The 13400-nt window shown below is 36.6% G+C and carries 16 protein-coding genes; 15 read left to right on the top strand and 1 reads right to left on the bottom strand.

The window, feature by feature from the left end:
- The first annotated feature begins 25 nt into the window (after positions 1–25).
- The 12 genes from RGU12_RS12470 to RGU12_RS12415 all read left to right on the top strand — a co-directional run bounded on the left by RGU12_RS12470 (position 26) and on the right by RGU12_RS12415 (position 9753).
- On the top strand, positions 26–253 hold the full coding sequence (locus RGU12_RS12470) for a sulfurtransferase TusA family protein (RefSeq protein WP_309536437.1): 228 nt from the start codon (positions 26–28) through the stop codon (positions 251–253).
- Positions 254–309: 56 nt separating this feature from the next.
- The gene (locus tag RGU12_RS12465; protein ID WP_309536436.1) at positions 310–1086 is read left to right on the top strand and encodes a sulfite exporter TauE/SafE family protein; all 777 of its coding nucleotides are present in this window, start codon (positions 310–312) and stop codon (positions 1084–1086) included.
- 169 nt (positions 1087–1255) lie between these two features.
- Positions 1256–1615 carry a rhodanese-like domain-containing protein gene (locus RGU12_RS12460; protein WP_309536435.1) on the top strand — a complete coding sequence of 120 codons (360 nt, stop codon included), beginning with the start codon at positions 1256–1258 and terminating at the stop codon, positions 1613–1615.
- A 38-nt stretch (positions 1616–1653) separates the two neighbouring features.
- Positions 1654–1914: a metal-sensitive transcriptional regulator gene (locus RGU12_RS12455; protein WP_116353954.1), complete on the top strand. Its 261-nt coding sequence runs from the start codon at positions 1654–1656 to the stop codon at positions 1912–1914.
- A gap of 208 nt (positions 1915–2122) precedes the next feature.
- Positions 2123–3364: a diaminopropionate ammonia-lyase gene (gene dpaL, locus RGU12_RS12450; protein ID WP_309536434.1), complete on the top strand. Its 1242-nt coding sequence runs from the start codon at positions 2123–2125 to the stop codon at positions 3362–3364.
- 142 nt (positions 3365–3506) lie between these two features.
- A complete protein-coding gene (locus RGU12_RS12445) occupies positions 3507–3950 on the top strand; it encodes a MarR family winged helix-turn-helix transcriptional regulator (RefSeq protein WP_309536433.1) in 444 nt (147 codons plus the stop codon).
- Positions 3951–4001: 51 nt separating this feature from the next.
- Positions 4002–4946 (top strand): ring-cleaving dioxygenase, encoded by a 945-nt coding sequence (locus RGU12_RS12440; RefSeq protein ID WP_309536432.1) that lies wholly within the window; start codon positions 4002–4004, stop codon positions 4944–4946.
- Positions 4947–4948: 2 nt separating this feature from the next.
- Complete coding sequence (locus tag RGU12_RS12435) at positions 4949–6004, top strand: LLM class flavin-dependent oxidoreductase (RefSeq protein WP_309536431.1); 1056 nt, start codon at positions 4949–4951, stop codon at positions 6002–6004.
- Between the two features lie 17 nt (positions 6005–6021).
- Positions 6022–6588 carry an NADPH-dependent FMN reductase gene (locus tag RGU12_RS12430; RefSeq protein WP_309536430.1) on the top strand — a complete coding sequence of 189 codons (567 nt, stop codon included), beginning with the start codon at positions 6022–6024 and terminating at the stop codon, positions 6586–6588.
- Between the two features lie 24 nt (positions 6589–6612).
- Positions 6613–7236, top strand: coding sequence for a nitroreductase family protein (locus RGU12_RS12425; RefSeq protein WP_309536429.1), 624 nt, complete (start codon positions 6613–6615; stop codon positions 7234–7236).
- A gap of 320 nt (positions 7237–7556) precedes the next feature.
- On the top strand, positions 7557–7808 hold the full coding sequence (locus RGU12_RS12420; RefSeq protein ID WP_309536428.1) for a hypothetical protein: 252 nt from the start codon (positions 7557–7559) through the stop codon (positions 7806–7808).
- Complete coding sequence (locus tag RGU12_RS12415; RefSeq protein WP_309536427.1) at positions 7801–9753, top strand: insertion element protein; 1953 nt, start codon at positions 7801–7803, stop codon at positions 9751–9753. The genes RGU12_RS12420 and RGU12_RS12415 overlap by 8 nt, the downstream gene beginning before the upstream one ends.
- A gap of 179 nt (positions 9754–9932) precedes the next feature.
- On the opposite strand, the gene RGU12_RS12410 is transcribed toward RGU12_RS12415, so the two are convergent.
- Positions 9933–10460 carry a hypothetical protein gene (locus RGU12_RS12410; RefSeq protein WP_309536426.1) on the bottom strand — a complete coding sequence of 176 codons (528 nt, stop codon included), beginning with the start codon at positions 10458–10460 and terminating at the stop codon, positions 9933–9935.
- Between the two features lie 423 nt (positions 10461–10883).
- On the opposite strand from RGU12_RS12410, the gene RGU12_RS12405 reads away from it, so the two are divergent.
- The 3 genes from RGU12_RS12405 to zwf all read left to right on the top strand — a co-directional run bounded on the left by RGU12_RS12405 (position 10884) and on the right by zwf (position 13322).
- A complete protein-coding gene (locus RGU12_RS12405) occupies positions 10884–11018 on the top strand; it encodes a BA3454 family stress response protein (protein WP_116353964.1) in 135 nt (44 codons plus the stop codon).
- A 42-nt stretch (positions 11019–11060) separates the two neighbouring features.
- A complete protein-coding gene (gene rpiA, locus RGU12_RS12400) occupies positions 11061–11735 on the top strand; it encodes a ribose-5-phosphate isomerase RpiA (protein ID WP_309536425.1) in 675 nt (224 codons plus the stop codon).
- Between the two features lie 72 nt (positions 11736–11807).
- On the top strand, positions 11808–13322 hold the full coding sequence (gene zwf / locus RGU12_RS12395; protein ID WP_309536424.1) for a glucose-6-phosphate dehydrogenase: 1515 nt from the start codon (positions 11808–11810) through the stop codon (positions 13320–13322).
- The last annotated feature ends 78 nt before the right edge of the window (positions 13323–13400 follow it).

Raw genomic sequence — 13400 nt, 5'->3', positions numbered from 1 at the left:
ATTTTTTGATAGGAGGAGTTCATCAATGGATGTAGCTAAGGTATTAGATGTAAAAGGACTCGCATGTCCAATGCCGATTGTAAAAACGAAAAAAGCAATAAATGAAATTGAATCAGGACAAGTACTTGAAGTACATGCAACTGACAAAGGTGCAATCAATGATCTTTCTGCTTGGGCTAAGTCTGGTGGTCATGAACTACTAAACCACGAAGCAGAAAATGAAGTATTAAAGTTTAGGATTAAGAAGGCGTAATCTACCATAAAGGGAACCGTATAGGGTTCCCTTTTCTTAAGAGGAGGCAACATGAAATGGATTTTGCATTCATCATTACAATCTTTTTAATTGGTTTTATTGGATCATATATTTCAGGTATGTTAGGGATAGGTGGATCTATCATTAAATATCCAATGCTCTTATATATTCCACCTTTATTTGGTTTAGTAGCTTTTAGTGCTCATGAGGTATCAGGGATTAGTGCTGTTCAAGTGTTTTTTGCAACCATCGGTGGTGTGTGGGCTTATCGTAAGGGTGGCTATTTAAATAAATCGCTTATTCTCTATATGGGGATTAGTATTTTAGTTGGTAGTTTTGTTGGGGGATTTGGTTCTAAATTTATGTCAGAGGGTGGTATTAATGTTGTCTATGGAGTGTTAGCGTTAATTGCTGCAATCATGATGTTCATTCCGAAAAAGAATGTAGATGATATTCCATTTGACCAAGTTACGTTTAATAAATGGCTAGCTGCAATACTTGCCTTTATCGTAGGACTCGGTGCTGGAATTGTTGGAGCAGCGGGCGCATTCTTATTAGTGCCAATTATGCTCGTTGTCTTAAAAATTCCTACAAGAATGACAATCGCATCATCACTTGCGATTACTTTTATTTCATCAATTGGTTCGACTGTTGGTAAAATCACAACAGGACAAATCGAATATGTCCCAGCAGTAATAATGCTCGTGGCAAGCTTAATTGCATCCCCGCTAGGTGCAAATGCAGGGAAGAAGATGAACACAAGGGTTTTACAGATTATCCTGGCAATCTTAATCGCTGCAACAGCAGTGAAGATTTGGATGGATATTCTCTAAAATAAGTTTATATGAAAAACACAATGTACAAATGACGCCTTTAATATATTCAACTCGCCATAGGCGGTTTTTTTTGAGAAAAGTAATTAATTGACAATATACCCACGAGGGTATAAAGTGTATCTACAGTGTTTCCTTAATTTATTGTGTTAAGGGGGTTGCTACTCTATTGATTTTGTTTTTTCTTTTGATACTATTTATAGTATGGGAATTATATAAAAGGTATTTCCCTGTAGTTGGTGTACGCTACAATGATGAGATAAAAGTTAATTTGTCGGATATTGAGATCATAGATATAAGAGACTACAATATATCATACAAAGATGTAATCGAGAAATCTATTAATATTCCTGTTGCTTATTTGGAAAGGTATTGTTATGAGATACCTGATAAAAAGGTTCATATCGTGGCTTCGACAAGACTTGAGAAAAACGTCGCTATCCGTATTTTAAGACGTAAAGGATTTCGAGTGACAGGTTATAGAATGAGTAACTCTCGTAAACTTCTCGGGAATTTGGCGGTAAAATAGGAGAAACCATCAACCCTATAATGAAAGGGGGCATTTACATGGAATACGATGAGAAGGTAAAGAACCGCGTAAAACGGATCGAAGGTCAATTACGTGGAATATTACGAATGATGGAAGAAAATAAAGATTGTAAAGATGTTATTACTCAACTTTCTGCAGCACGTACAGCTATTGATCGAACAATTGGAGTAGTGGTAAGCTCCAACCTTGTTGAATGTGTACGTAACGCTGATGAAAAAGGGGAAAGCACAGAGGAACTTGTAAAAGAAGCTGTTGAATTACTTGTGAAAAGTAGATAAAGGCCAATGAAGGTCTTTTTATTAATAAGAAAATATATATATTGAATTCAAACTGGGCGTTATAGACAACTTTTAATGAAAGACTTGTCTATAACGCCTTTTTTTTAGAAAAAGTTTGGAATGGAATTTGTGGCGGTTTTTTACATATAAAGAGAGTAAGCAATATCGCTTTTTCTTAGAAAAAACCATTTTGCTAAGGAGAATGAATATGACGAATTTAGAAGAAATAAAAACAGATATTCAATATTTTGTAAATGAAAATACAAAAAAAACAAACTCAGAGAAAGCATCTGCAGTATTTTTGAATAGGGAAGTAGTTGAAAAGGTAAGAAATTTTCATAAAAGTTTTCCAGAATATAAAGTAACACCCCTACATAGCTTAGATGCGTTATCTAAACAATTTGGGGTTCGCCATATTTGGGTTAAAGATGAATCCTACCGATTTAGACTTAATGCTTTTAAAGTATTAGGTGGATCCTATGCTGTTGGTAAATTTCTAGCAGAAAAATTAAACGTTGATATTTCAGAACTATCTTTTGAAAAATTAAGAAGTGAAGAAATAAAAGAGAAATTGGGGGATATTACTTTTGTAACTGCAACTGATGGAAATCATGGAAGAGGAATCGCTTGGGCTGCAAACCAGCTTGGACAAAAATCGGTCGTTTATATGCCGAAGGGTTCTTCGGAAATAAGATTAAACAATATTCGCAAAGAAGGAGCAAAAGCTTTTATCACAGATTTAAATTATGATGATACGGTTAGGTTAGCAAGCCAGAAGGCTAAAGCAAATGACTGGGTCTTGATACAGGATACCGCCTGGGATGGATACGAAGAAATCCCTGCTTGGATCATGCAGGGTTATCTCACAATCATAGACGAAGCGATAGAGCAGATTACTGAAATTGTTAATAATCGACCAACACATGTATTTTTACAAGCGGGAGTTGGTTCTTTTGCGGGGAGTGTGCTCGGGTATTTAGTAGAGCAATTTGGAGATGAACGTCCTATTACAGTAATAGTTGAACCAGATAAAGCGGATTGTCTTTACCAATCTATGAAGGTTGGCGATGGGAAGCCTCATGCCGTGACGGGGAGTTTGACTACGATTATGGCAGGTTTAGCATGCGGGGAACCAAGTAAAACGTCTTGGGGGATTTTAAAAGATTATGCCGGCGTTTTTGTTTCTTGCCCAGACTACGTGGCCTCTCGAGGTATGCGAATTCTTGCAAACCCACTAAGCAGTGACCCCCAGATTGTCTCAGGTGAATCTGGTGCAGCAGTAGGTATAGGATTAGCTAGTTTATTGGCTGAAAATAAAATGCTAAATGATATGAAAAAGGAATTAAAATTGGATCAAAATTCAAAAATTCTAATTATCAACACTGAAGGTGACACGGATCCAGAGCATTATCGGAAAGTTGTATGGGATGGGGCCTATCCATTAGTTTAACGACTATTTGCGGGCAGTATGGTAAATGTTTTTTATCGTTTTTTCATAGGCAATAAAAATATCTTGAATCCAAGATATTTTTATTGCGTTGTTATCATTTGAGTGGTAAAGTGATAATAACGAAAGGGAGTGACACAACGCTATGCAAAAAAATACCCTCGGTTCATTAATATGGTTGAGAATGACTAGATTTACGCACCAAAGTAATTTGTTATCAAATGATTTTTTAAAGAAGTTTGATTTAACGACTGCGCAATTTGATGTGTTAATGCAAATTTCAACATACGAGCCATTAACTCAAAGTGAGCTTGCCGAGAAAGTTACGGTGACACAGGGCGGTATTTCGCGTATGCTGACTCGCCTTGAAAAAGAAGGGCTCATTGAACGAAAGCAAGACTGGAAGACGAAAACAATTTCGTTAACTAAAAAAGGCCGTGAAAAACTAGATCATGCGTTTGAAGAACAGCTTGCATTTCAGTCCTCTTTCTTTGATGAATCTTTATCTAAAGAAGAACAAAAAATATTGTATACGCTCATGTCGCGTGTACAAAAAAATAGCGAAAAAAAGAAAATGCAGACTAAATAATTTTTTTACTATATCACTTGATTAGTAAAGTGATAAAAGGAGAGAGTACCTATGTATACAATTCCAGGGCATCATCATATTTCAATGATTACAAAAGACGCAAAACAAAATAATCATTTTTATCGTGAGGTTCTTGGACTACGACGTGTGAAAATGACAGTAAATCAGGATGATCCATCGATGTATCACTTATTTTATGGAGATAAAACTGGAAGTCCTGGTACCGAGCTATCTTTTTTTGAAATTCCTCCAGTGGGGAGGACGCATCGAGGCACAAATGCCATCACCCGAATTGGTTTGCTTGTGCCAACTCAAAGTAGCTTAACTTTTTGGAAAAAGCGCTTTGAAGAATATGGTGTACAACACAGTGACATCACAACATACGCCAATAAGCCAGCCTTGCACTTTGAAGATAAAGAAGGTTTGCGTATGGTGTTACTAGTATCAAACGGTGAAACAGTTGAACACTGGGATACATGGGAAAAGTCAAATGTGCCCAAAGAACACCAAATACAGGGAATGGGTTCAGTGGAAATCACAGTACGCAGACTTGATAAATTAGCAAGAACCCTCACAGAGATGTTTGGTTATACCCAAATCTCACGTATGGAAGATGAAGCCATTTTCCAATCCGTCCAAGGGGAAGTATTTGGAGAAATCGTTGTGAAATTTTTAGATGGACCTACTGAACGGCCTGGACGCGGCAGTATTCATCATTTAGCGATTCGTGTTAAAGATGAAACGGAGCTTGCCTACTGGGATGAACAGGTTCGAGCACGTGGCTTCCATACATCTGGCATTGTGGATCGCTTCTACTTTAAGAGCTTATATTTCCGGGAATCCAATGGTATTTTATTTGAAATTGCTACAGACGGACCTGGTTTCACAATTGATGGTGATATTGAAACACTAGGTGAAACATTAGATCTTCCACCATTTTTAGAAGATCGACGAGTTGAAATCGAAGAAAATCTTAAACCGATTGAGGAGGATTAAAAATGGAAAAATACCGCATCGATCCAACAAAAGGAATTGAATTTGGACTATATTCTTTGGGGGATCACATTCCCAACCCCCTAACAGGTGAGCGAATTTCAGCGGGGCAACGAATCAATGAACTTATAGAAGCAAGTAAATTAGCAGAACAAGCGGGTATTGACGTATTTGGCGTTGGCGAAAGTCACCAAACGTATTTCACCACACAAGCACATACCGTTGTTTTAGGTGCCATTGCCCAAGCGACAAAAAAAATTAAGATTTCTAGCTCAGCAACTGTACTAAGTGTTTCTGACCCTGTGCGTGTGTACGAGGATTTCGCCACAATTGATTTAATCTCAGATGGTCGTGCAGAAATCGTTGCTGGTCGCGGGTCTCGTGTAGGTGCCTATCACCTGCTTGGCGTGAATTTACAGGATTATGAGGAAATCTTTGAAGAGAAATTAGAACTGCTGAAAAAGATTAATGAAGAACAGCGGATTACATGGCAAGGTGAATACCGTCCACCACTACAAAATGCTGAAATTCTGCCGCAGCCAAAAAATGGCTCGCTTCCAATTTGGCGTGCTGTAGGTGGTCCACCTGCAAGTGCCATTAAAGCAGGTTACATGGGAATTCCGATGATGCTGACGACATTAGGTGGACCAGCTATTAATTTTAAGCCTTCTGTTGATGCATATCGTGAAGCAGCTGAACGCAGTGGCTATGATCCAAAGACTTTACCTATTGCAACAACAAGCTTATTTTATGTAGCAGATACAACACAAGAAGCGTTACAAGGAATGTACCCACATATTAATGGGGGATTCCAAGCGATTCGTGGTAGTGGCTATCCAAAGCAACAATTTGCTCAAGCACCAGATACTCGTGATGCATTAATGGTTGGTAGTACACAGCAGATTATCGAAAAAATGCTTTACCAATATGAGCTTTACGGTATGCAACGTTTTATGGCGCAAATCGACTTTGGTGGGGTACCTTACGAAAAAATCATGAAAAATATTGAAATCATTGGGAACGACATTATTCCTGCAATTAAAAAATATACAGCCAAATAGGAAGGAGATAACTACCTATGAAAATTGTAGCTTTAGCCGGTTCAATTGTCGGCTCGAAAACAAAAACTGCAATGCTTAAAACCGTGGAAATTCTCGAGCGAAAATTCCCGGAATATGAAGTAACACTTCTTGATTTAGCCGACTATAAATTGGAGTTTAGTGATGGCCGTAATTACTTTGAATATGAAGGAGATACAAAATATGTGACAAATGCAATTATGTCAGCAGATGCCATTATTATTGGGACACCAACTTTCCAAGCATCAATTCCTGCCACATTAAAAAACATTTTTGACCTACTACCAGTTAATGCTTTTCGCGATAAGGTCGTAAGTGTTGTCGTCACAGCTGGTACAGCGAAGCATTATTTAATGGTGGAGCAACAATTAAAGCCAATTTTAGCGTATATGAAAGCTCAAATCGTTCCAACGTATGTATTTATCGAAGAAAAAGACTTCTTACGAAAAGAAATCATTAACGATGATATACTTTTCCGCTTAGATAGGTTAGTGGATGACACAGTCCAGACATATCATGCAGTGGATTTGATAAGAAAAGCTAAAGAGGAAGAATATGGTTTTTAACTTTATCAATTTGAGGTGAAATGAGTGACTGAATTTAGTAGTTTAGTAAAAGCAAGACGATCAGCAAGTAATTTCTTGCCAGATCATCCAATAACAAAAGAAGAGTTAGATGAAATTTTTGGATTAGTAAAGTTTGCTCCAACAGCTTTCAATCTACAACATGCTCACTATGTTGTTATTACAAACCCAGAGGTTAAAGAGAAGATAAGAACGGCGGCATATGGTCAATATAAAGTACATTCATCTTCTGCAGTCATTATTGTAACAGGGGATACTAAGGCCTATCGAGAAGCCGCAAAAATAAACGAGGGCCTCCTGATGTTAGGAATCCTCAACAAACAGGAATATGATCACGAGATTGAAGATATTACTTCATTATATACAAGCAGAGGTGAAGTGTTTCAAAAAGATGAAGCCATTCGGAATGCTTCACTTTCTGCGATGATGTTTATGCTCGCAGCGAAAGATAAAGGCTGGGATACTTGTCCAATGATTGGGTTTGATCAACAGGCCGTAAAGGAAATATTAAATATTAGTCCTGAACAAGAAGTGGTTATGATGATAACGATTGGAAAAGAAAAGGTGTCTAGCCGAAGACCAAGGGGATATCGTAAACCAGTTGCGGAGCTTGTTAGCTACATTGAATAGGGACTTGAAGGAATTGGGGAAACTCTCACTGTTTATACGTAACGGGTTCGGTTGAGAGGGAGAAAAACACAAATAACATATCTTTTAGAGGTGGGATTAGCAAGCTAATTCGCACCTCTTTTTTTCATTGATATAACAACGTATTATAGGTAAATTAATAGTTTTAACATCTAAATTAGTACCCTATTTAACACACCAATTAGCAAGAGTACAATAATTTTTGTACCATTGCTAATTGGTATGCTAATTCCTGTGTTAAAAATTCAGATAAGTGGTTATACTGGTTTTACAACAAGGATTCGAAGGAGCGTATATTGTATATGAAGTTTATTGAACCCAGGAATATTAATGCAGACAAAGTAGATTGGCTTATTTCAGAGCGAATAAGAGCACTTGTTTCTTACTATGCTGAATACACTGAGTACACAGAGAGTGATGTTGTAGACCAATTACTACACAATATTTTAGAAGATGAAAACTTCATCGAATGGATCAAAAACAAAAGGAACAACAAGCGAATTCTCAAACACCTGCATTTAGAACATCTAATGGAGGAAGAAGAAGTTGGCTAAACCAAAGGAATTACTCTCAAAAGAAGATGTTGTTTTGGAAGTTTCTACCCCTGTATCTCAAGAGGAATTAGAAAATAGAAAAATGGATTATGATGTCTTAACGCCTAAACAATTCTCAACAAAATACAATGAGTCATTGTTTAAGCCAATTGAGTTTAGTCTTTTTAACAAAAGTTATTCTTTTCAATTTAACTTTTGTGTTAACCCTTATTGTAAATGGCACGGATTGCAACAAGAAAGATTTACTGGTGTTAAGGGGAAACCAAGTAGGTACATACTGACTAGTTCTGGCTATGATATGCGGAAGATGATTCAATGCAAACCTGATCCTATAAATCCTAATATTGGTGCAACATTAAGATGCAAATCTGCCGCTTTATCTAATTGGTCCATTACTGAAGAAATAGAGAGACTAGTTCGAATCAATAGTGTTAAAAACGAGGAACCAGATTATATTTTCCATAAAGAGGAATGCCCTCACGAAGCTAACACACCTTTTGAAATGCCTTCCCGTTTTTATAAACAGGGAAAAAGCAGTACCGGAAGCCAACAGTGGCAATGCAAAACATGCAAGAAAAAGACAACTATAAGACCGAACAGCAAACAAACAGTTATCTATAAACAAAAGCGTAGTGAAATCAACCTACTCTTCACCAAATTATTATTAAACAAAGAGCCTATCACAAGGTCCTGTGAAGTGTTAGGTATAGGTTCTGGTACGTATTATGACAAATTAGAATTTGTGTACCGTAGATGCCTTGAATTTTTAGAGAGATATGAAACAAAACCATTGCAAAATAAAGAGTTTAAAGAGATGTGGATTAATACTGATAAGATGACGTATCATCTCAACAACGTTCGAAAAAAGGGCATGGGTGGAAGTAAGTACAATGATTTGGAAGAAACTATTTTTCCTACCAATGTCGTTATAAGTGCTGATGTCTTTTCTAGATATGTATTCCGAAGTGATGTAACTTATGATTGGGACATCTCATTAGAAGACATTAACGAGGATACCATTCGATATAAGGATGATCATTTAGGGATATATGCGAGAAAAAACGCGAGGTTTCCGAAACATTCATTTTATCCGCAGCCTCCTGCAGGTAATGATACTCAAACGGAATCTGAGTATCATAATGAACTGTCTCGGATTGAAAGAAGGGCCAAATATACTAATGGATTACATGTTAATTCAACATATACAACAATTGCCCATTACTGGCTAATAAAAAATTTAGTTAAGGCATCAGAATGGCGTTTTATAACAGATGAAGACAGTTCCATAATGACAGCATTATTTCGTGTGTTTGCCAAGGAAATCCGTTTAAGTGATAGTCACCACTTCCTTTGCCATACCGATAAGACAAAAACACGTACGCAATCACGTCAGGAGTTCATAGAAGCTAGAGAAGAGCTCTTGGAATGGGGAGAGTTTAATGAATACAAAACAAAATCGCTACGAGAGTTGGCTCGATTTAAACTTGAGAAACTATTTGAAACTCACCAATTTCATAAAGAAGTTAAAACTCCTACCGGATCTTATTTAGTGTATGCAGATAATCCCATAGAACATCCCCTGGCCACTATTGATAGGGGTTATCGCACTGTGGATTGCACCACCAACTTATCATCATTAGAACCGAGCGAAATTGCAGAACTGATTTTGAATGTAAACGACAATGCTACAAATGCTTTTATTCAGCAAATAAGAAGAAGGTTGTCAATACTGGAGAGGCCATTATCTACAGCACGAGCAGATTTAAAGAGTTATATTTATGCTAACTTCAACCCAAAGTACGCACAGATGGCCATAACAATCTTAAGAACATACACCAACTTCTGTGTGCCTTATAAGACAGGAAAAATAAATAAGACACCAGCTCAACGTTTAGGTATTACTGATAAGGTTTTTGACCTTAAAGATATATTGTATATGAGATAAAAAAGTGCAGGGTTGTAGTGAGATACAACCATGCACTTTAAAAAGGTGAATAATATGTAAGTTAAAGACCTTTTTAACATAACAAACGCTTAGATTTGAACCGCACCCCAATTGTTGAATAGTGTCCATCTATTGGGGTGCAGTTCATCATCCAGGCGTTTTTTACTTTAAATCTATTTTTAATTATTAATGCTGCTAACAGTCATGAAAATTCTTGAGAATACATCCTCTATGTTTGCTTGATTGACTGTATCATTATATAATCCGTATTCCCAATATTCACCTTTGTCACCAGATTGATAATATCCTGAAGCATATTCTTTTCCTACTGTGTCGGCTGTCTCCTCATAACCCAAATTTTCTTCAGTGAAAGCCACATAAATTTTTTTTGATTCGATAAAGAAAAACGGAATACCAGAAGTTTTGTAAATTTTAGCATAAGGAGCTTTAGCCGCTTCAGATAAATGTTCCTTCATAATAAAAACTGCATTATATTGAGAAGATAAATTTTCCTGAGATAAATCTTTTAATTCAAGATTTTTAAAAACAATGTTTTTCTCACGAACTTTCGGTGCTTTACCAACAACACCAATTGTCAAATTCTCTCCTTCGTATAAAGGGCTGTCCTTTATTTCATTTTTGTCAGTACTACAAGCCGATAAAATTGATAAAACAAGTAATAAGAGCATTATGATTTTTTTCTTCATTCATGCCTCCCCCTATCTTTTATAAGCCTCTATCTATTTCCATATTACCATATATTTACTATACAACCATAAAAAATCCTCCTTAATAAAAGGAGGTTATCTTAAACTTATCTGCAATCCCAAACTTTTGAGCAGGAGTGCGCTTTTGTTTGCTTTTACTATGCTATTTTATCTGCTAAAGTTAATGCTAAAAGGGTTGTTATTTGATTAGCTTTTTACGGTTTTCTCCCTCTGAACCGAACCCGTTATGTTTATACGGTGAGAGTTTTTTTTAAAAAATAATATCTTGAATTCAAGATATTTTTCTTGACTATAAAAAAATTGAGGGTTATTATTGGTTACATAAAGTAACTTTGGTTACTAATAGTGACTCGTTATAAAAATATACACAAAGTAAATATTTTTCAGTTAGGAGTGAATCATATGGTTGAGGTAACCTTGAACCTTGAATATAAAGGCAAAAAATATCTAACCAACGTCATTGTTAAGAAAGGCACACCTCAAAGTCAAATATTCCGTATCGCGGAAGAGCAAATTAAGAAACAATGGCAAAATTAAAATAAAAGTGGAATCTCCAGATAGGAAAGGAGTAAGTATCCTTTGAATGAGAAAAAAGAAGTTGGAGAAAAAGCTTTAGATTATATAAAAGATGGAATGGTAGTTGGTCTAGGGACTGGAACGACAGTGTTCTATAGCCTTACTAAACTTGGAGAACTCGTTCGAAAGGGACTTTCGATTAAAGGAATTCCTACATCAAAACAAACTGAAAACCTAGCTAACGAGTTCGGAATCCCCCTTATTTCATTTAGCGAGGTTAAACAAATTGATGTGGCTATTGATGGCGCTGATGAGGTAGATCCTGAATTAAATCTTATCAAAGGGGGCGGTGGTGCCCTATTACGGGAAAAAATCATCGCACATGCAGCTAAGACTTTTATTGTAGTTGCTGACCCAGATAAAAATGTTGCCAAATTAGGATCTTTCCCATTACCAGTTGAAGTATTACCTTTTGGTCTTGAACTGACAAAGAAAAAGATACAAGAACTCGGGCTTATCCCCCATTTAAGACAAGTTCAGGGAGATCCATTTCGAACGGATAATGGTAACTATATTCTTGACTGTCGTATACCGGATAAGCCGAACCTTAAAGAATTAGAAAGAGAGCTAAACCTAATACCTGGCGTTATGGAAAATGGGCTATTTCTCGGAATGACTGATAAATACATTACCTTGGATCGTAACAAGGATAACTCTATAGTAGTCAGACATAGATAACATGTGTAAATGATTTACAAAATTAGATTTGAGGTTACTACCTACATTTACACGTACTTAGGAGGACTTAAATTGGAATCAATGACTTTTGTATTATTTGGCTCAACAGGTGATTTAGCAAAAAGAAAGATTTTTCCTGCTCTGTACAACCTGTTTATTGATAATAAATTACCACAACCTATATCAATAATTGGTCTTGGACGAGCTGAACTTTCTCAAAGAGACTTTCAAGATAGAGTGAAAGAATCCATCTTTTCTTTCTCGCGTCGGCTTGAACATGATCCTGATAATCTGGAGGAATTTCTGGATTCATTTCAATATCAGGCACTCGATGTTACCAAAAAACAAGGGTATAAACCATTACTCGATCTGGTTAAGCAACGAGAAGCAGAACTGAAAATAAAGGAAAATCGAGTATTTTATCTTTCAGTAGCTCCAGAATTTTTCGACGTTATTGCTTTAAACATCAAAGAGAGCGGGCTTGGTGATACAACTGGTTGGAAACGATTAATGATCGAAAAACCATTCGGGCATGATCTCGGGTCAGCTCGTGAATTAAATGAAAAACTAAGCGGTGCATTTGAGGAAGAAGAAATCTATCGGATTGACCATTACTTAGGGAAATCAATGGTTCAGAACCTTGAAGCTCTTGAATTTGCAAACCCAATCTTACAATCTATCTGGAACAAGGATCACATTGCAAATGTTCAAATTACAGCGAGTGAAACAGTTGGTGTTGAGACAAGAGCAGGCTATTACGATCAAGCTGGAGCCATACGCGATATGGTTCAAAACCATATGCTTCAAATGTTAATGATGACAGCCATGTCCTTACCTAAAAAGATGAATGCATCGGAAATTCGAAATGAAAAACGTAAGGTAATGGAAGCGATTCGTCCAATGAATAAAGAAGGTGTTCACCTGAATATCATTCGCGGGCAATATGGGCCAGGGGAGAGTAATGGTAACCTGGTTCTAGGGTATAGAGACGAACCGGGAGTATATCCTTCTTCCAAAATAGATACATTTATCGCAGCACGTATCTGGATCGATAATCCATTCTGGAAAGGTGTACCTTTTTATATCCGAACTGGGAAAAGAATGAAGGAAAAATCAACTCGTATCGTCATTGAATTTAAAAATATATTGAATTCGCCTTATGAAAATACGAATCAAGAAATTGAGCCAAATTTATTAATTATTGAAATAGGTCCAGATGAAAATATCTCCCTCCAATTGAATAGTAAAAATCCAACAAACAATAGCATAATTGAGCCTGTTCGAATTAACCTTTCACGCGAAGTCACAGAAATAGGAGCGCCAGAAGCATACGAAAGAATCATTCATGATGCATTCATTGGAGATTCAACATTCTTTGCGCATTGGAAGGAAGTTGAGTTGTCTTGGGAGTGGGTTCAGCCAATCCTTGATGCATTTGAAGAAGACCTTGTTCCACTACATGAATACCAGTCAGGTTCAAATGGTCCAATGGCGTCCGATTTATTGTTAGAGGAGCATGGATTTAAATGGTGGTTAGATGAAAGAATTGAAAAGCAAGAAGCCAAAGAATTAGTAGGAATGAAATAGGAAATTTAGGTTTTACAATTAAAAATGTAGTTCAAATACCTAAAAGTCTATTACGCTCTTAAAAAACACAAAATCACT

The organism is Ferdinandcohnia sp. QZ13, from assembly GCF_031324165.1.
In the GTDB taxonomy this organism is placed as follows: Bacteria; Bacillota; Bacilli; order Bacillales; family Bacillaceae_L; genus Ferdinandcohnia.
Note: the sequence above shows the minus strand (reverse complement) of the source record. Positions and strands in the feature narration are given on the sequence as shown.